This window comes from Xylanibacter ruminicola (assembly GCF_900142525.1).
Lineage (GTDB): Bacteria > Bacteroidota > Bacteroidia > Bacteroidales > Bacteroidaceae > Prevotella > Prevotella ruminicola_A.
Map to the genome: position 1 here is coordinate 35952 of NZ_FRBD01000019.1, position 25476 is coordinate 61427.

Sequence of the window (25476 nt, forward strand, 5' to 3'; positions counted from 1 at the left end):
ATCAAGCATTGCTCAGACCCCCTCTATCTCCCCCTACTCAGGGGGAGATTTTTCTTTATCCAATCGTAATCGTATACTTACTCATAAACGAAGCCCCGGGCTGCAGATGATTCATCAGCGGCTTGTCCTTAAACTCACCTTTGAATCCACGCGGATCGCCCAGTCCGTACCAAGGTTCAATGCACACAAATGGTGCCTGCTTGTCAAACGGGCTCCAGAAAGCAATCACAGGGCACTTATAGTCCACCGTCACAGCTGGCTCACCGTTGGTGTCTATCAGCATAGCGCGATGAGTCTGGCACTTGTGAATCTTCACCGAGTCATCGCGGAAAAGGTTGTTCGAAATCTCCATGATGCCCATGTCTGCCTCCAGTGGTATCTCTGTCATTTCATGACTACCGTCTATGTAACTCTTCAGTGAGTCCATAGGCTCCTCGTTGTCCAGCTTGATAATGCCGTCCAGCTTTCCGCTAGGCGTGTTGAATGCGGGGTGTCCACCTATCTGGAAGTGAATCTCTTTAGTGTCGGTATTCTCCACGTGCCATATCACGTGAATCTTGTTGCCCTCCAGTCGGTAGGTGATAGCCAGGTTAAACTTATATGGATACACCTTCAGTGTTTCCTCGCTGTCGTGTAGTGCCATTGTCACCTTCTCTGGTGTCTGTCGTACCAGTGTAAACATCGTGTCGCGTGCAAATCCGTGTCGTGGCAGGTGATATTCCTTGCCATCCACCGTATACGTATCCTTATTCACGCTGCATACTATCGGGAAGAGTATCGGTGAGTGTCTGGGCCATTTCTCGCCGGCCTGCCACATATACTCCCTACCGTTATTGTCCTTCACACTCTGGAGCTCAGCTCCCATTTCTGCCACCTTGATTGTCAGCAGTTCGTTTTTAAGTTCTACCATGTTTTCAAAATTATGATTAGTAAACTGCCTGCAAAGATAGCACAATTTGGTTAAAAAATCACGATTTGAGCCAAGAATATTTTCAACTTTCAGTAAAAATATAAGCGAGGAGCCTTGATTATGGGTTCTTCGTTTCTGCTGATAAATGCCCATGCAGCTTGTGGCCCATGCTTTGATGTCAAACTTCAGCAGTCTCTCTAATGCCTTTACTTTCGATGCCATAAATGAATTAATAATTTTAAGGGTGTAATAAACTTTCCTTTTCCTTAAAACCTCTTCCTTAGTCGTAGATTTGCGTCGTTAGCCTCTGAATTTTTTCTGGTAGGCCTACAAAAAAAATTCTCTGGCTTGTTCGTAATTTTTAGATGCTTTTCTTTGTATTGCATCTATGATGCAAAGGTACGAATAATTTTTTGAATTGTACAAGTTTTTAGCAATTATTTTTTTTAAATCTGTGTCTTTTTTCAGAAAGTTATTAACTTATAACTCCTGACACCTGACATCTTAATATTTCGTTTTGTTTGAAACGAAGTTTTTTATTATATATATTATATATAATATATATAATAAAATATATTATGCTGTATTATTATACCCAAACTACTCTTTACCACCTTTTCCAAAATACAAAAACCTAAATGTCAGGTGTCAGGAGTTATAAGTTATAACTTTATAACCTCCATCCTCGTAGTACACAAAAGGGACGGTTCCGTTTGTGTACACGTTTGTGTACAGAAGGAACGGTTCCAAAGTGAAAAACTGGAAAATGGTACGGAGAGTATAGACGACTTCGCCATGCAGCGAGATTGGGAATTTTGCCGTGCTTATCTCTAAAAAATCTCTCTATACTATTTGGAAGTATCGGAAATTTTTTGTATCTTTGCACGGAAATTGAAAACAATTAATTTGATAAACTAACGTATGATAAGGAAACTATTATTATGCATGGTGTGTGGCGCATTCACAATGGCGAGTGCGCAGAAAACACCAGTATGGAAAGATGCTGGCGTGAACCAGCAGAATCGTGAGACTAGACATGCTCATTTCTTTGGGTTTGAAAACGCTGAGAAGGCGAAGGGCGACAAGAAGAAGTCAGGTCGCTATCTGTCGATGGAAGGTAAATGGAAGTTCAACTTCGTGAAGAACCATCAGGATGCACCTCAGGGATTCTATGCCCTGAAGTACGACGACTCGAAGTGGGTAGACTTCCCCGTGCCAGGACTGTTTGAGATTGAGGGGTATGGCGACAAAATCTACAAGAACACAGGTTACTCTTGGAGCACTACCTTTAAGAGCAATCCGCCATACATCGGCGAGACTAACAACTACACCGGCTCGTACCGTAAGACCTTCGAGTTGCCCGCCAGCTGGAAGGGTCAGCAGGTTTACTTCTACGTGGGTAGCGCTACCAGCAACCTGAGCGTATGGGTAAACGGTAAGTATGTGGGCTACAGCGAGGATTCGAAGGTGGCTGCCGAATTCAACATCACCAAGTATCTGAAGCCTGGCAAGAACCTGATAGCCATGCAGATTATGCGCTGGTGCGACGGTAGCTATCTGGAGGACCAGGACTTCTGGCGCTTTACCGGTATCGCCCGCGAGGTGTATCTGTATGCCACACCAAAGGTGCACATTCAGGATGTGTTTGTAAAGCAGGACTACCTGCAGGGCAAGGGGGTGCTGAATGTTGACGTGAAGCTGGCTGGCGGCAAGGCTCCTGTAGAGGCTAAGCTGTATGATGCCGAAGGCAAACTGGTGGCTGAGGGACTGAACGCTACCGTAGAGAATGCCAAGGCATGGACAGACGAGACACCTTATTTATATACTCTCGAGGTTTCGCTGAAGAAGGGTAACGAGACTACTGAGGTGATTAAGCAGAAGGTGGGTTTCCGCCATATCGAGATTAAGGGCGGACAGCTGCTGGTGAACGGACAGCCTATACTGATTAAGGGTGCCGACCGCCACGAGCTGGATCCCGACGGTGGCTACATCGTGAGCGTAGACCGCATGATTCAGGACATCAAGATTATGAAGCAGCTGAACATCAACGCCGTGCGTACCTGCCACTATCCTGACGATCCACGCTGGTACGACCTGTGCGACGAGTATGGACTGTATGTCACAGCCGAGAGTAATCTGGAGAGTCACGGTATGGGCTATCGCGAAAAGACGCTGGCTAAGAACCCACTCTTTGCTAAGGCTCACATAGAGCGCCAGGAGGGTAACATGATGACTTATAAGAATCACCCCAGCATCATCGTATGGAGCCTGGGTAACGAGGCTGGCTATGGAGAGAACTTTGAGAAGGCTTACGACTGGGTGAAGGCATACGACAATACCCGTCCATGCCAGTATGAGCAGGCTCGCATTGAAGGTAAGACCGACATCTTCTGCCCCATGTATCTGGGGTATGAGGACTGCGAGAAATATTCGCAGAGCGGAACAACTTCGTATAAGGGCAACCAGTTGGGTGGCTCAAAGGAGGTTAAGCCTCTGATACAGTGTGAGTATGCCCACGCTATGGGTAACTCGATGGGTGGATTCAAGGAGTACTGGGATCTTATCCGTAAGTATCCCACCTATCAGGGTGGCTACATCTGGGACTTTGTAGACCAGGGACTGCGTGATAAGAGCAAGATTACCGGTAAGGAGATATTTACATACGGTGGCGACTACGGACGCTATCCTGCTACCGACCACAACTTCAACTGTAATGGTATCATAGCTCCCGACCGCAGACTGAATCCACACGCCTACGAGGTGCAGTACTACTATCAGAACGTATGGGTAACAGAGAAGAACCTGAAGGAAGGTAAGTTTGAAATCTACAATGAGAACTTCTTCAAGACACTCGACGACCTGGAGCTGGAGTGGTTTGTTGGCGGAGCTGCCGAAGGCGGACACCATCACGGTGGCAATCGCCCTGCCGGATTGACATTCGGTCATGGCGGTAAGATGGACATCAGCGGCATTGCTCCACAGCAGCGCAAGCTCATCGTATGCGAGGATATGCAGAAGATCATCACCAAGATGATGGGGCACCATGGCGACCAGGAGCTGTTTGTAGTGTTCCAGTTCAAGGCTAAGCAGGCTCAGCCGCTCATCGAGAAGGGACAGGTGATGGCCCGTCAGCAGTTTGTGCTGAATCCATACCAGTTCCCCGAGCTGAAGGCTGAGAAGGCTCAGGTTGAGAAGGAGGAGACTGAGAGCTACGTGAAGCTGGATGCAGCTGGTACCACACTCACCATTGGTAAGTGGAGCGGTTGGATTGACTATCTGGATGTAGACGGCAAGGAGATGCTGGTAGACCACCAGTCGATAGTGCCTGAGTTCTGGCGTGCACCAACCGATAACGACTATGGTGCTGGTCTGCAGAACCGTTTCGGTGCATGGAAGAACCCAGAGATGAAGCTGAAGGATTGTAAGGTTGACGGCAACACTGTTACTTCGACCTTCGACATGCCTGACGTAAAGGCAACACTGGTGATGACCTATACACTCACTGCTGAAGGCGAGGTGATAGTACACCAGCAGCTGAATACCGACAAGGATGCCAAGGTGAGCGGCTTGTTCCGCTATGGCGTGCAGCTGCAGATGCCTAAGGAGTTCGATGCAGTGAGCTACTACGGTCGTGGTCCGGTTGAGAACTACATCGACCGTAACTCAAGCGAGTTTATCGGCGTCTATCAGAACAAGGTGGCCGATGAGTACTTTGCATACGTACGTCCACAGGAGTCGGGCAACCATACCGATGTGCGCTGGTTCCGCGTGGTTAATGCCAAGGGCAACGGACTGGAGTTCTACAGCAATGCGCCTATGGAGGCAAGTGCGCTGAACTTCCTGACTGAGGATCTGGACGATGGTGCTAGCAAGGATAAGGAGATAGGCCGTCACTCAGGCGACCTGATTGAGCGCCCATTGACTCAGGTACACATCCAGCAGCGCCAGATGGGACTGGGCTGTGTAAACTCATGGGGAGCATGGCCTCGTGCTGAGTATCTGATGCCATATAAGGACTACGACTTTACCTTCGCTATCCGCCCGATAAAATAATTTGTGCAATATTTATGCACAATTTATAGCAAAATGTAACCATCTGAGGCTTGATTTCAGTCAAAAAGTTAACCTCAGATGGTTATTTTATGAATTTTTAGCCAAAAACGCTTGGTGGGTATATGATAAATTGTTACCTTTGCAACGGAAAAATGAGATGGATTGATATGAAGATGAGAGAAAAAGTAACAATTTTGCTGATCGCCCTGATGATGGGTCCGATCATGAGCTATGCAGAAGAGAATCAAGTCACCAGCGAGTGTGACACCACTTATATTAAACTTGACGAGAACCGTGTGCCCATTACTCATGTTAACTTGACATACGATGAACTCGTAGAGAAGGTTGGTGAGCTTGAGACTATTCTGGAGACTGACGATTTCCAGCTGTATGCTGCAGGTGATTACACTTATAAGGTAGTAGGTGGAATCGTTACCTCTATGGCTATTCAGATTCCTGATGATAACAACGACAAGGTGGTTTACAATCAGATTCTGAATGCGCTGGCTAAGAGTAACTCGCTGAAGGATACTCACAATACCGGTGGTAACTACTACCAGTATGCTGACTTCCAGATTCAGTTTGACGACTTTGAGGGTTACGAGAAATTAACCTTCTCAGTTCTTGAGTAAGCTTAGGTAATACCCCAGGCGGTATAATTTGAAAACCAACAGATAAGGGCGGGATCCACAGAGGTTCCGCCTTTCTATTACTCCAAACATGCGGTGCCACAGGCGGATGAGCCACAGAATGGCGGGGATATGGATGCCGGATACCAATGTGAGCAGGCGCGAATAGCCACGCAGGTCGCTGCGAAACTCATAAAGCGTGCGCAGGTTACGCTCTGTCTTGGCTACATAATCAGGGTTGGATTCAAACTCCATCATCGTTACAGAATTGGCTATGTGCAGTACGGGGATGTTGTTCAGCTTAAGCTGCTTGCCGAAAAGCACATCTTCGTAGCCACTCTTTTTGAATCGCTCGTCGAAGGGATTCTGAAGAAAAGCATCACGACGAATCATGAAGTTAGTTGAGCGAAACTCCTGATACTTGTTTTGTTGGCGCTTTTGGGCTGTGTGCTCAGCTTCGGCATCCTTCTCGTAAATATATCTCAGGTTATGGGCCATCTGCGGCATTTCGGCAATGGCGATACCTCCATTAATCACACCTTCACTATGCTCTATTAATAATAAATAGGTATTTAGGAATATTGGATTAGTGATAACTACATCGCAATCAATAAATAATAGCCAGGGATATTGACTCTGCTGCGCCAGGAAATTACGAGTTGCGGCACTACCTGTGTTAGTGGGTTTTACAATGTAACGGCAATGGGGAATGGCGTTGATAGCCTCGTTGCCCTTGACGGCTTCTTTCAGGGGCGAGTCGTCGTCGGCTACAATTATCTCGTAGTCTACGTTCAATTGCCGGGCTTGAGCTGCTAACTCTTTTACCAGATTAACGCAAACAGAATTGTATATCGGAATCAATATGGATATAGCCTTATTGCTCATTACAGCGTGCAAAAGTAAGCATTTTCTATCACAGACAGATGCTTTTCTTCCCAAAAAACGTTAAATTCGATACACTTTTCACTGTTCACTATTCGCTATTCACTTTTTTGTCGTAACTTTGCACCCGCTTTTACGAGATAAGAGCATGAAATTCAATTAATTAATTAAAATTTAAAGATTTAAAAACATGGCAACAAAAATCAGATTGCAGCGTGGCGGTCGTAAAGGTTATGCTTTCTACAGCATCGTAATCGCTGACGCTCGTGCACCACGTGATGGTCGTTTCACTGAAAAGATTGGTACTTACAACCCTAACACCAATCCTGCCACAGTAGACCTGAATTTCGAGCGTGCACTGTACTGGGTAGAGACAGGTGCTCAGCCCACAGACACTGTACGTAACATCCTGAGCCGTGAGGGCGTTTACCTGATGAAGCACCTGAAGGGTGGCGTAAAGAAGGGCGCTTTCGATGAGGCTGCTGCACAGAAGAAGTTCGACGCATGGAAGGCTGACAAGCAGAACGGTCTGGCTAAGATCGCTGAGGCTGAGGCAAAGGCTAAGAAGGACGCTGCTGCTAACGCTCTGAAGGCAGAGAAGGCTGTTAACGAGGCTATTGCTAAGAAGGTAGCTGACAAGAAGGCTGCAGAGGCTGCTGCTAAGGCAGAGGCTGAGGCTGCTGAGGCTGCTGCTGAGGCTCCCGCTACAGAGGAGGCTCCTGCTGAGGCTTAAGACAATTGACAATTGAAAGTTTTAAAGGCTCCACATTTTGTGGAGCTTTTATTTTGTCCAAAAATCAAGGTACTGCTGGGCTACTTTCAGATAATCGTGGTGCTTCTTGACGTATGCCACGCTTTGGCGTTTGAGTTCTGGAATGCGATTAGGATTTAGCACCAACTGCTCTAGTTCGTGATAAACACTCTCATAAGTAGGCTCAACGTTGATGATGGGACACAGTTCGGTTTCGTTGATAATCTCGTAATTCTCCGGTTCGCCACCCCCTATACAGATAATGCCCTTCGACATGGCGAGTAGGGGATTCATCGAAGGCGTGTAGGCATAAAGCTGGTCGAGGATGGCATCGCTACCTTCCATCAGTTGGCTGTACTCAGCAAACGGAACCGACTCGGCTATGTTCAGTTTCATGCGTTGCGGATATTTGTGCTGAACATCCTTTGCTGCCTGAAGCATGATGTCGGTGCCTTTATAAACCGAGCGTTCGCGATTGATACCGATAAAGATGACTACCTTTGATTTCTGAGCCCGCTCGGTATTGTAGCTCTCGGGCATCTTGATAGGAAAGGGGATAAAGCACGTTTTATCGGCATACACAGGGCTATAGCATGCCCAATACTCGTACAGGCCCGCTATGATGCCATCGCAATCCTGGGCTATCAGCTTGTTGAGCTGCTCTTTGGTTGTGCCTAGCCAGTCGCGCTGGTACTTGACAGCTTCGGTATCTGTGCGCACATGGTTGCCGATGTTGAAGTCGCTATAGCGCAGAGGCTTTTCATACGTACAGGCGTGAACCCAGTAATAATCCATGCCGAAGGCCCCCAGAAACACCCGCTTGTTGTGCTGGCGCAGATAGCGATAGAACCAGAACAGGCGCTCGGCTTTCAGTTCGAAGAAGATGGGGTTGATAAGTTGCACCACATCGTAGCCTCGCAACTTGGGGAGCAAGGCATAGAGCTTGGCCATCAGCATGATGCCACCCAGTTTGCCCGGCATGCGGGCCACATCGATATCGCGAGGGTAGTCCTTCCAGAAATCGCCGTTGGATATTACCACAACCTGATGCCCCAGCGCTCGCAGTCCTAGGGCCAAAGTATTGTGTACGTTGCTATATTCGCCAAGTAGTAATATCTTCATCGTTCTTTGCGGGTTAGTGGAATGATGCTCAGAAGCATGCGTCGGCCTATAGATGTGGCTGATAAACGGCGAAACCATGTGTATTTGGTGGTATAATCCTTATCGGGTAGGGGGAACAGACTGAGGCGGGTAAGCTCCTGAATTTCGCTTTCCAACTGCTGGCGTGAGTGTGTGTGCCAAACTACCTGATAGATGTAATCCATGGTGAGTTGTGCCACACGGCGTTGCAAGGCCGTCTTATCATCGATTGGCATGCGATCGGCCGCAATATGGAGTCTGTTGATGACACCTTTCAGATCGTTGAGGCGCTGAGTGGTTTGCTGCTGATTGTGGTTACGCACTCTGGAATCTGTGCGATTCTGGTAGCAATAAGCCTGGGCAGATGTGAGACAGAGTGTTTCTGCACGCAACATGATAAGGGCTGTAAACTCCTCGTCCTCGTGGTAGATGCCTGGGGTGAAGCGCAAATCGCCCAGGATGGAGCGCTTAAAGAGATAGCCGCAAGCCATACCGTGGATGTTGTTGTGGCGCATATAGTGACAACCGCTTTGTATGGGTTGGTCTTTGTATTCCTTGCTATCTGTTGGTGTGGTGGTGGCAAAATCGAATACCACCATCTCCGGACTCTGGCTACGTGCTATTTGCAAACAGTGCTCGTATGCATCGCTTATCAGGAAGTCGTCGGCATCTACAAATTGCAGATATTGTGCTGTGGCCATTTGTATGCCCGCATTTCTTGCTTCGCTAGGACCAGTATTTCGCTGGCGGATGTATAATATGTCGTTGCCGTATTTCATGAGATGGTTAACAGGACTTTCATCCGAGCCATCGTCGACTACAATTATCTCGCGTTCATTGGGCGAGAGCGATAATGCCAGGATGCTGTCGATACAATCGCAGAGCATCTGTATGGGCAGATTGTAATATGGAATAATAAAACTAACTAATGGTTTCTCCATACGCGGTGAATGATTTTGTTGAGTTTGCATAATGTTTTGATGCCCAGCAGATGGAGCGCCAGCGCCTTTAACTTCGATATGCCTGTTACGTTGCTCATGCTGATGTGGCACGTGGGCAGAATCGGGGTCTCGCCTGTCAGCTCAAAAACATCCATCTGTATGTTCAGTACGTGCATGTAGTACTGCTGGAAGGCGGCATCGCCTCGGGTGCTGTTTCTGATGATGTCTGCGTGGGGCTTCAGCAACTGTTTCAGCGCCTTGCCATCGGCCTTTGCTGTGATTCCTTCTGGGTTGTAACAATAGTGGTAGAATCCCCTGTTGGTTGTCATCACCTTATGTGCCTTCTTCAGAAGTTGGGGGAGGGTATAGACATCTTCGAAGACTCTGCCTTCAGGAAATCTGACATCGGTAAACAGCGTTCTGCTGAAAATCTTATTGCAGGCATAAGTGTGCAGATAAGCCTGGCCTGAGTACCAGTAATCGTCCATGTGGGTATAGACGGTTGGTGGATTGAAAGCAAAATCTCTGATGGGATATTCAATGATGTCTATCGTTGAATCAGATGCCAGCGTCTCAATCAAGGGTGCGTAAGTATTTCCGGCTACGAAATCATCCGAATCTACAAAGGTGATGTAATCGCCCTGAGCTTGGGCTATACCAGCGTTTCGTGCATCACTCAAACCGCCATTATACTTGTGTATCACGCGTATGCGGCTATCTTTATGGGCCCAATCGTCGCACATCTGGGGGCAGTTGTCGGGCGATCCGTCGTCGATGAGTATCACCTCAAAATCATCCAGATTCTGATTCAGCACACTCTCGATACATCTGTTGAGCGTGGCTTCTACGCGATATACAGGAATGATGATACTCAGTTTCATGGGTGCAAAAATACGAATAAGCGAGTAAAATTCCAAATTATATTTGGATAAACGTAATTTTTTAATTACTTTTGCGTTTGGTTTTATAGAAAATGACAAGCAAACGCGACGAAACATATAGTCACGTGCTTAAATTCACGGGACTGTTTGGTGGAGTGCAAGGTCTGAATGTGTTGATAGGCCTTGTGCGCAATAAGTTTGTGGCGTTGTTGTTGGGGCCTGGTGGCATGGGCTTGGTGTCGCTTTTCAATACCACTGTTCAGCTTCTTTCGCAAGCCACACATCTCGGCATCTCTTTTAGTGCTGTGCGCCGTATATCGGAGTATTACGATGCCGGCGAAACAGAGAAGGCTGCCCACTACGTTAAGGTGGTGCGAGGCTGGTGCCTGCTTACTGCGCTGCTGGGAATGCTGCTGTGCGTGGTGGTGGGCCCGTTTCTGAGCGATGCCACCTTTGCGTGGGGTAATCACACGTTGCACTTTATACTGCTGGCGCCTGCTATCGGTATGATAGCCATTACCGGTGGCGAAACGGCGATACTTAAAGGTCAGCGCAAACTGGGTGCCTTGGCTTTAGTACAGATTGTAGCGGCATTGGCATCTCTGGTCATCTCGATACCTATCTATTATTTCTTCTGGCAGGCCGGTATCGTACCTGTCATCGTGCTGATGGCATTTGTCACCATGTGTGCCACGTTGTGGTTCTCGTGGCGCATCTTCCCGTTGCAGCTAAGTGGTGCCCGCGGCATACTGGGCGAGGGTATGGAGATGGTGCGCCTTGGTGTAGCCTTTACGTTGGCAGGTATAGCGGCTAGTGCTGCCGAGATGATAGTACGTTCGTACCTGAATGTGGTGGCCGATCTGGATATGCTGGGACTCTATAATGCCGGCTACATGCTCACCATTACCTATGCTGGCATGGTGTTCTCGGCTATGGAGACCGACTATTTCCCACGACTCTCAGGCGTTAATCGCGATGTAGAAGCCACCAACTATACCGTGAATCGCCAGATGGAGGTGTCGCTGCTTATTATTGCCCCCATGCTTACTGCGCTGATAGCCTTGCTGCCAGTGTTGATTCCGCAGTTGTTTACCAGCGAGTTCCTGCCTATGGTGCCTATGGCTCAGGTGGCGGCTCTGGCTATGTTCTTTAAGGTGCTCACACTGCCTGTGGCTTATATCACGCTGGCTCGTGGCTACTCTATGACTTATCTGGTGCTTGAATCGTCGTATTACGTGGTGTTTGTGCTGCTCATTGTGCTGGGCTATCAGTATGCGGGACTGTTGGGCACGGGCGTTGCCATCACATTGGCTCATGTGTTCGACTACGTGATGATTAACCTCTATGCCTATAAAAAATACGGCTACCGCGTTTCGGTAACCGTATCTCGTTATGCTATTGTTTTGTTTTCTCTTGGATTCCTCGCCTACGCCTGTACCATCGTTCTTGATGGCTTTGTCTACTGGCTAGTAGAACTGTTCGTTGTTTCGGCGAGCAGCCTGTATTCACTCCAGATACTTCGTAAGAAGACTCATCTGTGGCAGGCCCTAACCCGTAGGTTCCGCAAGGATTAGAAGCGGAAGTCGAGCTCTACATCTACAAAGTTGTGGTTCTTGTTAACTGAACGCTCGTTTACAAGACCATACTCTGCGTTAAGCTGCAGATTCTTTGAGAAGTAATAGTTCAAACCGATCTCGTACATCGACTTTGATGTGCTCCATTCCTTCTGGCTGCGATATGTCTGATAACGAGCCTTAGCGTGGAGCTTGCCCTTGATTACAGGAACGATACCGAATGCATACCAACCATCGGCCTTGTCGCCCTTAGAGTAATCTATCTGACGAACGTTGTTACCAGCTTTTTCTGCACCCCAGCCCTGGCTGTGCAGATATTCAGCACGGAATGTGTACTCGTCCTTGTCGTACTCAGCCGAAATGGCGTAACGGTTCTTCTCAACGCTTCTTGTTTTCTCTATCACTGGGTCGTACATTCCACCGCGGGTACCAGTCCATCCGAAAGCACCGATGCGCAAACCCTTGATAGGCATTACCCATAGACCACCGATAATATCCTTGCGGTTGTCCTTATCCTTCTCGTTCACACCCTCACCATTGTAAACACCAATCTGGTAGTGCAGCAATCGGCGTCCGTTGGCATTGGGGAACAAATCTCCAGAGAACTGAATACCGATGTCACGACCTCCTGATGACTTCTCACCTGTACGATCGCCGAAACCAGAGAGATTGTTGATAACCATAGCGTAAGAATACCATCCCTGAGTGATGGGGTGGGTGGGGTTCTCGAATGTGAAGGCACGCTTGAACTGACCAGCACGAATCTTGAACTCAGGATATTTGCGCCACTCAGCATAGAGGTCAACCAACTGTACGGTTGGCTGTCCAGGACCAGTTACGTTTGTGCCCTGAATCTGAGCACGCCAGTCGAAATCGCCAATCTTACCGTCCAGAATGAAACGAGCCAAACGAAGATTAAATGTGTTTGTGTGAGCACCCTCAGTGTCTTCTCCCTGATATTGCAGCATGCCGTAGCCGCTGAACTTGATGTTTTTCACCCAAGCAGGAACCTCAATGGTAGCCTTCTCGGTAGTTGCCTGTGTTTCTTCAACTTCAGCAACAGTTTCTGCGTTTGCAATGCCAACCGATGCGATGAGCAATGCGAATAACCAAGTTAATCTCTTCATAATTCCTTTAGTTTAAATTAGTATGGCGCAAATATAAGGATTATTTTCTAATAATCCAAACATTTTGCACCAAAAGTTAAATAAAATTTATCGTTTTGTAAGTAAAACCACATTTTCTACGTGCGGCGTGTGGGGGAACATATCCACTGGCTGCACTTCTGCTACTTTGTAGTTTGCATCCATGGCCTGCAAATCGCGAGCCTGTGTGGCAGGGTTGCACGATACGTACACAATTCTTTCGGGAGCCGCATTCAGAATTGTTTTTACCACATCGGGGTGCATACCGGCACGTGGAGGGTCGGTAATAATCACGTCGGGGCGCCCGTATTCTGCAATGAACTCATCTGTCAGAATATCCTTCATGTCGCCAGCAAAGAACAGGGTGTTGTCGATGCCGTTAATCTCTGAATTCACCTTGGCATCCTCGATGGCCTCGGGCACGTATTCGATACCGATTACCTTCTTGGCCTTCTTAGCCACAAAGTTGGCAATGGTGCCTGTACCTGTGTAGAGGTCGTAAACCAAGGGCTTGCTAGTATCACTAGATAAATTAGAAAATGCAAACTCGCGAGCTACTGAGTATAGATGGTATGCCTGCTCGGTATTGGTCTGATAGAAGCTCTTGGGGCCTACCTTGAACTTCAGGTCTTCCATCAGCTCAAAGATATGGTCGGTACCCTTAAACACCATGATGTCCTGATCGCCAATGGTGTCGTTGCACTTCTGGTTGTCCAGATACATCAGTGAACTGATCTGTGGGAACTTGTCGGCAATGTGCTGCAGCAGTCCTTTAGCCTCAGTCTCGCTCTGTGCGAGCGCCTCGTCTGTAGTGCGGTCGTAGTGGAACTGGAATATCACCATCCACTCGCCGCTGGCGCTATTGCGGATAATCACATCGCGCAGCAGTCCTACCTGAGCTCTCAGGTCGAAGAAACTCAAGCCCTTCTCCATGGCATAGTCGCGCACCTCGTTGCGAATCTGGTTCTGCAAATCGTCCATCAGCCAACACTTCTCGATGGGCAGAATCTTGTCGAATGCACCTGTGATGTGGAATCCGATGGCGGGTACATCCTTCAGGCTCTGACTCTCGTCGTTAGGCAGTGTCTGTATCTGCTCCTTGGTTAGGTAGCGCTTGTTGGCGCAACCAAAGTCGAGCTTATTGCGATACTCCTGGGTGTGAACCGAACCCATGATGGGGCGGAACTCGGGCAACTCAATCTTGCCGATGCGTGTCAGCTGGTCTTTCACTTGCTGCTGCTTGAACTTCAGCTGCTCTTCGTAGGGCAGGTTCTGCCACTTACATCCTCCGCACACACCGAAGTGGGCGCAGAAAGGGGTCGCGCGTACATTACTATATTTGATGAACCGTACTACTTCGCCCTCGGCAAACGAGTGCTTCTTGCGGCGAATCTGCACGTCGCACACGTCGCCAGGCACGCAGAATGGTACAAACACCACCATGTCGTTCCAGTGGAACAGGCACTTGCCCTCGGCAGCTACAGCCTCAATCTCAACACCCTCAAGGAGTGGTAATGGTTTCTTGTTTCTTGCCATACAATTCTTTATTTTGGGTGCAAAGGTACTATAATTATAGCAAAAATCCAAACTAATTGCAGGGTTATAGGTCAAAAAATCAAAAATGTAAGGTCGACTTTACAAATTTTGCCTTTTTTTCTTGCAGAATTGATTGGATTTTAGTATCTTTGCAAAATCTAATCAAAAATAATTTATCATCAACAAATAAATATTACGTATGAGTCAGAAAAGAGTTTACCTCTTCGGTAATGGTAAGGCCGAAGGTAATGCAAAAATGCGTGAGGAACTTGGCGGTAAGGGTGCTAACCTTGCCGAGATGAACCATATCGGTGTGCCTGTTCCTCCAGGTTTCACAATCACCACAGATTGTTGTAATGAGTACTATCAGGTTGGTCAGCAGAAGATTATGGAACTTCTGAATGACGACGTGATGGCTGCCGTGAAGCACATTGAAGACCTGATGAACTGTAAATTCGGCGATGCCCAGAATCCTCTGTTGGTATCAGTACGTTCTGGTGCCCGCGCCTCAATGCCTGGTATGATGGACACCATCCTGAACCTGGGATTGAACGACGAGGTTGCCGAGGGTATGGCTAAGAAGACAAACAATCCTCACTTCGTATACGACTCTTATCGCCGTTTCGTACAGATGTACGGTGATGTAGTGCTCGAGATGAAGCCTGTAAATAAGACCGATATCGACCCATTCGAGGAGATTATCGAGAAGGTTAAGAAGGAGAGCGGTGTTGTTCTGGATAAGGACCTCTCAGTAGAGGATCTGAAGAAACTGGTTCAGCTGTTCAAGGCTGCCATCAAGGAGCGCACTGGTAAGGACTTCCCCAACGATCCTATCGAGCAGCTCTGGGGCGCTATCTGCGCTGTATTCCGCAGTTGGATGAACGAGCGTGCTATCCTGTATCGTAAGATGGAAGGAATCCCCGACGAGTGGGGTACAGCCGTATCAGTAATGGCTATGGTATTCGGTAACATGGGCGATACATCAGCTACTGGTGTTTGCTTCAGCCGTGATGCTGCCAATGGTGAGAACCTGTTCAACGGTGAGTATCTGGTTAATGCTCAGGGTGAGGACGTTGTGGCTGGTATCCGTACTCCACAGCAGATTACCAAGATCGGTTCTCAGCGCTGGGCTGAGCGCGCTGGTATCTCTGAGGAGGAGCGCGTTGCCAAGTATCCTTCAATGGAGGAGGCTATGCCTGAGATCTATGCCGAGCTGAATGGTATCCAGGACAAGCTGGAGCACCACTATCACGATATGCAGGATATGGAGTTCACCGTTCAGGAGGGCAAGCTGTGGTTCCTCCAGACACGTAACGGTAAGCGTACTGGTGCTGCTATGGTTAAGATTGCTATCGACCTGCTGCACGAGGGTATGATCGACGAGAAGACTGCCATCCAGCGCTGCGAGCCTCAGAAGCTCGACGAGCTGCTGCACCCCGTATTCGATAAGAAGGCTCTGGCTCAGGCCAAGGTTATCGCTCAGGGTCTGCCTGCATCTCCAGGTGCTGCCTGCGGTCAGATTGTATTCCACGCTGACGATGCTAAGGAGTGGCACGAGAATGGTCATCAGGTAGTTCTGGTTCGTATCGAGACCTCACCTGAGGATCTGGCTGGTATGGCTGCTGCCGAGGGTATCCTCACCGCTCGTGGTGGTATGACCTCTCACGCTGCTGTTGTGGCTCGTGGTATGGGTAAGTGCTGCGTATCGGGTGTTGGTGCTCTGAATGTAAGCTATAAGGATAAGACTGTTGAGATCGACGGTACAGTATATAAGGAGGGTGACTACATCTCTCTGAACGGTACAACCGGTCAGGTTTACGCTGGCGAGGTTCCAACCAAGGCTGCTGAGCTTTCGGGCGACTTCAAGGAGCTGATGGACCTCTGCGACAAGTACACCAAGCTGCAGGTTCGTACCAATGCTGATACACCACACGATGCACAGGTTGCTCGCGCATTCGGTGCTAAGGGTATCGGTCTGACACGTACCGAGCACATGTTCTTCGAGGATCAGAAGATCGTTGCTATGCGTGAGATGATTCTGGCTGATAGCGTTGCCGGACGTGAGAAGGCTCTTGCTAAGCTGCTGCCTTACCAGAAGGCCGACTTCAAGGGTATCCTCGAGGCTATGGACGGTCTGCCCGTTAACATCCGTCTGCTCGATCCACCTCTCCACGAGTTCGTTCCCCACGATCAGGCTGGTCAGGAGACCATGGCTAAGGAGATGGGCGTAAGCTTGGAGGAGATCAAGCGTCGTGTTGACTCACTCGCTGAGAACAACCCAATGCTGGGTCACCGTGGTTGCCGTCTGGGTATCACCTTCCCTGAGATTACCGCTATGCAGACCAAGGCTATCCTCTCTGCCGCTTGCGAGCTGAAGAAGGAGGGCAAAAACCCAATGCCAGAGATCATGGTTCCTCTGATTGGTACTATCAACGAGCTCAAGCAGCAGAAGGAGATTATCCAGTATGCCGCTAAGGAGGTATTCGCTGAGTACGGTATCGAGGTTGAGTTCGAAATCGGTACAATGATCGAGATTCCACGTGCTGCCCTGACTGCTGATCTGATTGCTTCAGAGGCTCAGTACTTCTCATTCGGTACCAACGACCTCACTCAGATGACCTTCGGTTACAGCCGCGACGATATCGCTTCGTTCCTGCCTGTATACCTCGACAAGAAGATTCTGAAGGTTGACCCATTCCAGGTTCTCGACCAGGTTGGTGTAGGCCGTCTCATTAAGTTTGCCGTTAAGGAGGGTCGTGAGGTTCGTCCAGACCTGCGTTGCGGTATCTGTGGTGAGCATGGTGGTGAGCCTAGCTCTGTTAAGTTCTGCGCTAAGGTTGGCATGAACTACGCAAGCTGTTCTCCATTCCGTGTGCCCATCGCACGCCTCGCCGCCGCGCAGGCAGCTGTTGAAGAGTAATCTGAATACTCTGATATAATGAAAGGGACCTGTCCGTTTGGGCAGGTCCTTTTTTAGTCTTCGGAAGAAGGTTTCCGACGATTATTGACTAAAAACGTTGCATAATTTGCGATAATTTGCAGATTTGTTTGGCTATTCGACATTATTTTAGTATTTTTGCCGCAGAATTTGCGACGTTGTATATGAAATTTTGTCGCATAAAGTACGAATGCATTATGTATATACACGAAAGAGACAATTGGACAAACTTCCGTTGGGACACTTCTAAGGTGTCGCTTCTTCAGGAGATAGTATTCCGTAAGCAGGGGTTGCTTTATGGCAGGTTAAGTTCATTGGGATTTGACAGCAAATTACGTGCGATGGCGGAGAACCTGACCTACGACGTAGTGTATTCTTCGGAAATTGAAGGCATACGGCTGAACGTAGATGAGGTGCGTTCTTCCATTGCCCGGAAGCTTGGTATTGAGAATGTGAAATATACTGCGCCATCGCATTATGTCGATTCCGTCGTGGGTGTGATGCTCGAAGCGGTTCAACATTATGATATGCCCCTCAGTAAAGAGAAATTGTGCGCTTGGCAATCCGCTTTCTTTCCTTCGGGTTATAGCGAAGGAAGCCAGATAGAAATAGGTCAGTACCGTACAAACGAGGAGCATATTGTCAGCGGGATGTTCGGACGTGAGAAGATTCACTATATTGCTCCTTCTCCAGAGCGTGTAGAAGAGGAGATGGGAAAATTCCTCATCTGGTTTGATGGCGAGGAGCCAGTAAGCAGCGTCATCCGTTCTGCCATCGCTCATTTTTGGTTTGTAAGCATTCATCCCTTCGAGGATGGTAATGGGCGGTTGGCCCGCATTCTTTCAGACATGCTTCTTGCTCGTGGAGAAAAGAGCGAGTTCCGTTTCTACAATGTTTCATCACAGATTAATAAGGACAAGAATCACTACTACGAGATTCTGGAACGGATGCAGCATGGCGATGGCGATATAACGGAGTGGTTGGTGTGGTACATGCAGAAATTGGTGGATGCTCTCGACGAAGCAGATACCATCGTCACTACCATTTTGAATAAGAGTTTCTTCTGGCAGAAAGCTTCCGCTGTACCAATGACAGAAAGGCAAACGCAGATGCTCAATCTGTTCCTTGACGGCTACGAGGCAAAGATAACGTCAAAGACGTGGGCATCATTGGCCAAGTGCTCGAAAGACACAGCTATACGTGACATACAGGACTTGATTAACAAGAACATCCTGAAAGAGGACATTCCAGGAGCTAAACGCCCAAGCTACTCCATTGTCTATGATGCAGAAGACATGACGCAATTCTTCGCAGAGATAAGCATTACTGAAGAAAATGGCATTCCATATCTCAATGCCTTGTATAAAGGTAAGAAACCAATTTGCGAAAGAATTCTCAGACTCGATGCTGACCGATTCCAGAAAGGCGATTTGCCATTGTCTAATCTACTCAGTAAATACTGTTCGTATATAGTTGCAAGTAATAGAGAATAGAAAAAATAGAAATGTAAACATATGAATTTAAAATTATGACCAGAGAAGAATCAAGAGCACGTAACGCATTGGAGAAAGTCTCAAATAAGTGTAGGAAACAAGTAGCAAAGAACTTTGGTTGGAAACAATGCGACTATCTCAATTGGAAAATTGATTCCGGCTATTATTTCAGCTTGTGTCATTGTGTCTTGGAGCAGGTTGAGCTTTCCGTGAAGCCATATTTTATTGATGATTTATGGTGGGACATATTTGAGGTGCCAGAATGCAAACAAGCACCTAAGAGTTTAAGAGGTAATGGAGCTTTTGCTGTTCCAGATGTACACTTAAAGGAGTACTTTGTCTTTGATACAGACAAAATTCCTGTTTACACAGAAGATGATGTGGTCGCCCGATGGGAAAGCACGTTCAATACCATAGAATCAGACATTGCTCATTTCCTCAGCGAGAATCCCAATCCCGATGCTTTTTGCCCAACGGGGCGAACTAACCGCATTTACGAACTAATGATGGACATACACTCAGGTAATCTTGACCAAGTTCAAGAAAAGATTGAATTATCCAAGACAAACCACATTGGAGGATTCTTTCAGGGGCCCAAAGGTTATGATTATGAATATATTGAAAGATGGCTGAGTGGTCAGAAGCGGTAAATTTCAATTTAGCGAAAAACAAGAAAATGACATAGAAATAGATTTTTCTGCCGTAAAAACACGTTTTCGTTGCCATGAGCGTGTAAAAACGTGCAGAATGTGTCGTAAAAGAGTCGCCAGTAGTTTACAATAACTCTGTAACTCGTTGATAATCAACATCTGTTAGCCGCCGCACAGGCAGCAGTTGAAGAGTAATCCCCTTCAATCATTATAAAAAAAGAACCCCGTCAAGTCATCACTTGATGGGGATTTTTATTGAAAAGTGTAGTTTTTGCACTGAGTAATATTACTCACTCCACTGAGTAAAATTTCTGGTACACTGTTAAGTGTTTGACTGTTAGGTGATTATGAGTTTGTTGTTTTTAAAATAAAGAAGCAATTAATGAATATAGGTAACTGCCGAAACTTACTAAAGCCCATATCATAAGAGCAATGAGTAAAAGCAGGATGATGAGAATTACGGCTGATTGTATGGCTTTTCGGTTTACTTCTTTGATGACTAGTTCATTGCCGTCGACAAATCCTTGAATCATCGCCATATTTTTGGTATTGGCGCGATGGAAAACATCAATAATGTCGCCAATAAAGAATGGTATCATGCCCAAAAGCACATCTCGAAGTGCATTGTTGATAATAGCAAGAGTAAGGGGTATACTTTTGATAACGCGCGTTGAGAAATAGATATTAAGGCCCCAAGTGTCTCTACCGTTTTCTTTATGTCTAAACTCATATCCATTAATTATTTCTTAATTTTGAACTCGTATTCATTATCAAAATCGCTTCCCTCTTTTACAAATCTCCAACGTCGAGAATCTTGTTTATTCTTTATTAGTGAATGGTGAATGGTGAATAGTGAATAGTGAAATGTTCAATGTTCAATGGTCAATGTTTAATGGTCAATGTTCAATGTTCAATGGTCAATGTTCAATGTTCAATGTTTACCGCCGCACGTGAGAGTTTTTACGCGCGCACGTGAGAGCGTTATTTTTACGATGCAAAGGTACTACAAATAGATTGCGGTTTGCGAATACTTTTCTAATTATTTGTGAGAAATTTTTATCCCTATTCATTGTCATCATTGTCATTGTCATTAAGGTCATTAAGCTTTCTGAACTCTAAAAAGTAGCTATAAAATATATATTATATATAATATATATTTTATAGAGATAATTTTACCCATCCAACCTCCAAACCCTTAATGACAATCATGACAATGACAATCCATGACAACGGTGTACAGAGGAGTTTTCTACGTTAGGCATCCATTCGCCAAGAACAAGCAATCAGAAACTTGACGGACGCAGTTTCGACCTTCAAGGCCGTCCTACATCGCCAAACTCACGCGGCCTCCGCATTGTTATGACACCAAACGGACCTATAAAGGAAATCTGACGAGAAGTGTCGGTAGAGAAAATCAGAGTGTTTGTCAGACATCTTAATGGCATCGGGGGGGAACATTCAAATATTTACAAGCGAAAGTTCGGCGAGATTCGTACTTGCCAAGTTAATAACCAAACATCTAATGCACTCAAGGTTCACGTCGACTCTGACAACAAAACCTCATACCTAATTCAGGTATCAGGTTCAAACTACAAGGCCAACACGTAGACCCTGAAGATAAGGGCACCCTCCCAATTCGGGAGACTGCCTATGAAACTCGAGTCGTGGTCATCAACGAGTCAGGTCTCTACTCACTCATCCTCTCATCTAAGCTCCCGCAGGCCAAGGCCTTCAAGCGCTGGGTAACCTCTGAGGTGCTGCTGAAAACCCAGACACCAGCTATGCTTAAAACTGTCATTGTCATGACTGTCATTTAGAGTGTAGAACAATTGCGAGGATTGTTTAACGATTGGCTCAGTTGGCGAACTTGTGAAGTCAGGTAATCATGCAGCTGCCGCGAGCGCACTACTGCAGCAACATTATAGCAAAACAAAATGTCGTAACAACTACAACTACAGCGTATTTCGTTATGCCAAAATGTATTTTGGGACATCAATCATTAACTTTTTTGCTAAAAGTTTTGTTGTTTGCTAAGAAACTACTATCTTTGTGGCCAGTATCTATAAAGGTGGTACGCAACCCACTTAAAAAGGTGGTATGTATGGCAAATTTGCATAAATCGACCTTAAAAGGTGGTATGTAACCCACTTAAAATGGTGGTACAATTATGAAGGTAGAAGAAATATACAAAGATTGGAAGTCGCTCTTCCCACTTTCGGAAGCGCACGTGGAGCTTTTGCGTAACAAGTTTACGACTGAGTATAACTACAACAGTAACCACATTGAAGGCAACACGCTGACCTATGGACAGACAGAGTTGCTTTTAATGTTTGGCAAGGTGAGTGGCGAAGGAAACCTAAAGGACTTTGTTGATATGAAAGCCAGTCAGGTGGGTGTAGAGATGGTTATGGAAGCTGTACGTGACAAAAACATGCCACTGACACAGAATTTTATCCGTCAGTTACACAAAGTGCTTCTGCGCGAAGACTATACCGTCTATCGAGATCTTCCTGGAGGTGGACAGACAAGTTATACCGTTCATGCAGGACAGTATAAAACACGTCCCAACAGTGTTATAACTCGATATGGCGACCGCTTTGAATATGCATCGCCTGAAGAAACGGCATCACTGATGGGGGATCTTGTGGATTGGTATAACTCTGCTGAGCAAGATGGTAAGTTATCGCCTGTTGAGTTGGCAGCTTTGTTTCATTACCGCTACATCCGTATTCACCCATTCGAAGATGGTAACGGACGTATTGCTCGTTTGATGGTGAACTACATTATGGCTCGTCATGGTTGGCCCATGATTGTTATCCGCAATCGCAAAAAGGCTGAATACTTAGAGGCTTTACATCGTTCTGACCAGAAAATCGGTAAAGTACCTTCTGATGGTGCTCACGCCACAATAGGTAAGATAACATCATTCCTCGCTTTCTTTCGTCAGACAGTATGCGAGGAAATGCAATGTGAGATAGACATCGTAAAGAATGCAGATAAAGACACTTGGTGGTACGATGGACAGAGAATTAACTTCAGAAGCGAGAATGGTAGTCTGTTGCTTACACTTATGCATGATAAGCCTTTTATAACCTTCTCCGAAATGGCAGATCGTATATCAGTAAATCGTTCAGCAGTGCAAAAGCAGATTGAGGGATTCAGGAAGAAAGGCTATGTGGACCGACGTGACGATGGTAGTTGGCATATTCTTGCAATGAATTCAAAAATAATGTAGCGCATTCGTAATTTAGTACTACTAAGAAAGAGCCTACTTGAAGGATTGGAAAAGTTTGGTGAGCACAGATCGGATATTAAATCTTTCATTGTTGAATTACGTCAGTTGATAAATGATGAGAAATGCTAATTTCAAAGTGTACACCCAATGTACACCTAACGTAGAAATATTTCAAAAACAGAGGTAAAAAAGAAAGTCCCCGTAAGTTGTTTACTTACAGGGATTTACGCGAGTTTTAAACTCTTTGGGGTGCCTGGTGGGACTCGAACCCACGACATTCAGAACCACAAGCAAGTTGTCTAATTGCCTAGGACCCCTGTATTTATCGGCATTTCAGCGTTTCTGCATTTTGCTTTTGCGCCAATTTTGCGACGAATTTTCGCAGAGTTGTAATTTACATAATTTAAAATTTAGAAACATCCTCTTCGCTTGAGAATGCCTATCCCCCTCCGTTTTTGAAGGAACGATTTTCTAATCTGATTGCAAAGATACGAAAAATGTTGTAAATGCGTATAACTTTCCAAAACTTTTTGTATCTTTGCAGCCGATTTATACAGAGATTAAGCCTAATAAGATGGCAGAAGAAAGTAATAACGAGTTTCACAATGTGGTGCCGCTGCAGATACGTTTCAACGACGTTGACAAGTTCGGGCACGTGAACAATACCATATATTTTCAGTTCTACGACTCTGGTAAGACTGACTATGTCTCCACCGTATGCAAAGGTTTTGACTGGGATCGCTATGCTATCTTCGTGGTGAAGATAGAAGTGGAGTTCTTTGCCCAGATAAAAGGCACTGACCGTATTGCCGTCCGCACCCGTACTGCCAAACTCGGCAACAAGAGTTTCCATCTGGAACAGGAAATCTTTGACACTGACACGCAGGAGGTGAAGAGCCGCTGCCTGTCGATATTGGTGCTATATGACTTGGAACAGAAGCTGTCCATGCCGTTTCCCGACGAATGGCGCAAGGCCATCAGCGACTATGACGGAGTGATTAACATCGAAGCGAAATAGGCAAAGAATTAGCTTATGAAGGTCATACATGTGGACATGGATCAGTTTTTCGCAGCTGTAGAGCAGCGTGACCAGCCGGAGCTTCGTGGCAAGCCGATAGCGGTAGGACACGATGCGGAGCGGGGTGTGGTGTCAACGGCCAGTTACGAGGCACGGCGGTTTGGCGTGCATTCTGCACAGTCCATTCAGGTTGCCAAGCGGCTGTGTCCGCAACTCATCATCGTGGAGCCGCATTTCCAAAAGTATAAGGAGGTGTCGGCACGGTTGCACAAGATATTCCACGACTATACCGACCTGATAGAGCCTATATCCCTCGACGAAGCCTTTCTTGATGTGACGGAGAATAAGAAGGGAATTGAGTTGGGCGTGGATATTGCGCGAGAAATCAAGCAGCGCATCCGTGAGACGACGGGACTGACGGCATCGGCAGGCGTGAGCTACTGCAAGTTCCTGGCAAAGATTGCTTCCGATTGGCGAAAACCCGACGGACTGACGGTGATTCACCCAGACAGGGCTTTGGACTTCATCGCACAACTGAAGGTGGAGAAGATTTGGGGAGTAGGTCAAAAGACCGCTGAGAAAATGCACCGAATGGGAATCTTCACGGGACTTGACCTGAGAAACATGTCACTGAGCCGACTGACGCAGGAGTTCGGCAAGATGGGACAGGTGTTCTACGATTTCTCGCGAGGCATCGACAACCGTCCTATTATCAGTGAGTGGGAACGGAAGAGTGTCAGCTGTGAGCAGACCTTTGAATCGGACATCAGCGAGAATGCTGCCGTCACCATTCATCTGTATCACACGGTGCTCGAACTGGTCAGGCGCATAGAGAAGAACGATTTCGAAGGTCGGACGTTGACATTGAAAGTAAAATTCTTAGACTTCCAGCAAATCACCCGCAGCATCACCGTTGACCATATTCTCCGCACCAAAGATGAGATCCTGCCGTTGGCGAAACAACTGATGCAGCAAGTGGAATTCCACTCACACCCCATCCGACTGTTAGGATTGGGCGTTTCCAATCAAAAGATTGCCACACCACATGAAGAAAATCAATGGATTGAGTTGGAATTGGAATTTGAGCCATGGCCAGAGAAATAAATAAAGAGGAGCAACACCGCAATGGATGCTGCTCCCAACTGTTTTTAGATGTTTCAATCTTATTTAGACAAAGCCCTGCGAGGCTTATGATACCTCGATGGCCTTGGTGACTTTCTCCTTCGGTTCAGTCTTCGGCATGGTGATGGTCAGGATGCCGTCCTCCACCTTAGCAGAAATCTGATCCTTCACCACATCGTCTGGCAGCACGTAGTTCTGCTCGTAGTTTGAGTAGCTGAACTCGCGGCGCAGATAGTGATGGTGCTTGTCCTCATGCTTGTGTTCCTGTTTGTTCTCAATGGCGATGGTGAGGTTGCCCTCGTCGTTGATGGCTACGCGGCAATATTCTTTCTTGATGCCTGGAGTTGCAAGTTCCATTACATAGCTCTTGTCTGTCTCCTTGACATTGACTGCGGGTGCTGTACTGTTGGCACGAGGCATGAAATCAGTGTTAAAGAAATCATCAAACATTGTTGGGAACCAACCGTTGCTTTTCATTAATCCGTTCAACATAATCAATACCTCCTAATTATACTTTTAGTTTAACTTGTTTGTTCTTGATCGCCTCTGCTTTCGCTTCAGCTTTCACTAACAGATAA

The 25476-nt window shown here is 46.8% G+C and carries 19 protein-coding genes and 1 pseudogene; 11 read left to right on the top strand and 9 right to left on the bottom strand.

The window, feature by feature from the left end:
- Positions 1-55: 55 nt before the first annotated feature.
- A complete protein-coding gene (locus BUB86_RS12535; RefSeq protein ID WP_073210040.1) occupies positions 56-910 on the bottom strand; it encodes an aldose 1-epimerase family protein in 855 nt (284 codons plus the stop codon).
- Positions 911-1831: 921 nt separating this feature from the next.
- On the opposite strand from BUB86_RS12535, the gene BUB86_RS12540 reads away from it, so the two are divergent.
- A complete protein-coding gene (locus BUB86_RS12540) occupies positions 1832-4963 on the top strand; it encodes a glycoside hydrolase family 2 TIM barrel-domain containing protein (RefSeq protein WP_073210042.1) in 3132 nt (1043 codons plus the stop codon).
- Between the two features lie 173 nt (positions 4964-5136).
- The gene (locus BUB86_RS12545; RefSeq protein WP_217653242.1) at positions 5137-5595 is read left to right on the top strand and encodes a hypothetical protein; all 459 of its coding nucleotides are present in this window, start codon (positions 5137-5139) and stop codon (positions 5593-5595) included.
- On the opposite strand, the gene BUB86_RS12550 is transcribed toward BUB86_RS12545, so the two are convergent.
- Positions 5581-6477, bottom strand: a complete 897-nt coding sequence (locus tag BUB86_RS12550; RefSeq protein WP_073210047.1) for a glycosyltransferase family 2 protein — start codon at positions 6475-6477, stop codon at positions 5581-5583. The two genes, BUB86_RS12545 and BUB86_RS12550, sit on opposite strands and share 15 nt — an antisense overlap.
- A 187-nt stretch (positions 6478-6664) precedes the next feature.
- On the opposite strand from BUB86_RS12550, the gene BUB86_RS12555 reads away from it, so the two are divergent.
- A complete protein-coding gene (locus BUB86_RS12555; RefSeq protein ID WP_073210048.1) occupies positions 6665-7207 on the top strand; it encodes a 30S ribosomal protein S16 in 543 nt (180 codons plus the stop codon).
- Between the two features lie 48 nt (positions 7208-7255).
- Here BUB86_RS12555 and BUB86_RS12560 read toward each other — a convergent pair whose 3' ends face one another.
- Genes BUB86_RS12560 through BUB86_RS12570 form a run of 3 tightly spaced genes read right to left on the bottom strand, consistent with a single transcriptional unit; the run spans position 7256 to position 10187 of the window.
- Positions 7256-8347, bottom strand: coding sequence for a glycosyltransferase (locus BUB86_RS12560; RefSeq protein ID WP_073210051.1), 1092 nt, complete (start codon positions 8345-8347; stop codon positions 7256-7258).
- Positions 8344-9306: a glycosyltransferase family 2 protein gene (locus tag BUB86_RS12565; RefSeq protein WP_081373237.1), complete on the bottom strand. Its 963-nt coding sequence runs from the start codon at positions 9304-9306 to the stop codon at positions 8344-8346. The genes BUB86_RS12560 and BUB86_RS12565 overlap by 4 nt, the downstream gene beginning before the upstream one ends.
- Entirely contained in the window at positions 9291-10187 is an 897-nt protein-coding gene (locus BUB86_RS12570) for a glycosyltransferase family 2 protein (RefSeq protein WP_073210055.1), read from the bottom strand. The genes BUB86_RS12565 and BUB86_RS12570 overlap by 16 nt, the downstream gene beginning before the upstream one ends.
- Before the next feature lie 92 nt (positions 10188-10279).
- On the opposite strand from BUB86_RS12570, the gene BUB86_RS12575 reads away from it, so the two are divergent.
- Positions 10280-11761, top strand: coding sequence for an oligosaccharide flippase family protein (locus BUB86_RS12575; protein WP_073210058.1), 1482 nt, complete (start codon positions 10280-10282; stop codon positions 11759-11761).
- Here BUB86_RS12575 and BUB86_RS12580 read toward each other — a convergent pair.
- Together BUB86_RS12580 and rlmD are read right to left on the bottom strand one after the other, a co-directional pair.
- Positions 11758-12888, bottom strand: coding sequence for a porin (locus BUB86_RS12580; RefSeq protein WP_139261607.1), 1131 nt, complete (start codon positions 12886-12888; stop codon positions 11758-11760). The two genes, BUB86_RS12575 and BUB86_RS12580, sit on opposite strands and share 4 nt — an antisense overlap.
- An 87-nt stretch (positions 12889-12975) precedes the next feature.
- A complete protein-coding gene (gene rlmD, locus BUB86_RS12585; RefSeq protein ID WP_073210063.1) occupies positions 12976-14442 on the bottom strand; it encodes a 23S rRNA (uracil(1939)-C(5))-methyltransferase RlmD in 1467 nt (488 codons plus the stop codon).
- A 199-nt stretch (positions 14443-14641) separates the two neighbouring features.
- Here rlmD and ppdK point away from each other — a divergent pair, with 199 nt between their 5' ends.
- From ppdK to BUB86_RS12600, 3 genes are all read left to right on the top strand, one after another.
- Positions 14642-17362, top strand: coding sequence for a pyruvate, phosphate dikinase (ppdK, locus tag BUB86_RS12590; RefSeq protein WP_073210065.1), 2721 nt, complete (start codon positions 14642-14644; stop codon positions 17360-17362).
- Positions 17363-17577: 215 nt separating this feature from the next.
- Positions 17578-18873 (top strand): Fic family protein, encoded by a 1296-nt coding sequence (locus BUB86_RS12595; protein ID WP_073210189.1) that lies wholly within the window; start codon positions 17578-17580, stop codon positions 18871-18873.
- Positions 18874-18908: 35 nt separating this feature from the next.
- Complete coding sequence (locus BUB86_RS12600; RefSeq protein ID WP_073210067.1) at positions 18909-19523, top strand: hypothetical protein; 615 nt, start codon at positions 18909-18911, stop codon at positions 19521-19523.
- Between the two features lie 362 nt (positions 19524-19885).
- Here BUB86_RS12600 and BUB86_RS12605 read toward each other — a convergent pair whose 3' ends face one another.
- A complete protein-coding gene (locus BUB86_RS12605; RefSeq protein ID WP_081373238.1) occupies positions 19886-20266 on the bottom strand; it encodes a DUF4112 domain-containing protein in 381 nt (126 codons plus the stop codon).
- Between the two features lie 858 nt (positions 20267-21124).
- Between BUB86_RS12605 and BUB86_RS17865 the strand changes: the two are divergent.
- The 4 genes and pseudogenes from BUB86_RS17865 to dinB form a co-directional block, all read left to right on the top strand.
- A pseudogene (locus tag BUB86_RS17865) lies at positions 21125-21283 on the top strand (Bro-N domain-containing protein); the annotation flags it as partial.
- 407 nt (positions 21284-21690) lie between these two features.
- Positions 21691-22758, top strand: coding sequence for a Fic family protein (locus BUB86_RS12615; RefSeq protein ID WP_073210069.1), 1068 nt, complete (start codon positions 21691-21693; stop codon positions 22756-22758).
- A 574-nt stretch (positions 22759-23332) separates the two neighbouring features.
- The gene (locus tag BUB86_RS12620; RefSeq protein ID WP_073210071.1) at positions 23333-23776 is read left to right on the top strand and encodes an acyl-CoA thioesterase; all 444 of its coding nucleotides are present in this window, start codon (positions 23333-23335) and stop codon (positions 23774-23776) included.
- 15 nt (positions 23777-23791) lie between these two features.
- A complete protein-coding gene (gene dinB, locus BUB86_RS12625) occupies positions 23792-24880 on the top strand; it encodes a DNA polymerase IV (RefSeq protein ID WP_073210073.1) in 1089 nt (362 codons plus the stop codon).
- A gap of 84 nt (positions 24881-24964) precedes the next feature.
- On the opposite strand, the gene BUB86_RS12630 is transcribed toward dinB, so the two are convergent.
- Positions 24965-25390 (bottom strand): Hsp20/alpha crystallin family protein, encoded by a 426-nt coding sequence (locus tag BUB86_RS12630; protein ID WP_073210075.1) that lies wholly within the window; start codon positions 25388-25390, stop codon positions 24965-24967.
- Positions 25391-25476: the final 86 nt, after the last annotated feature.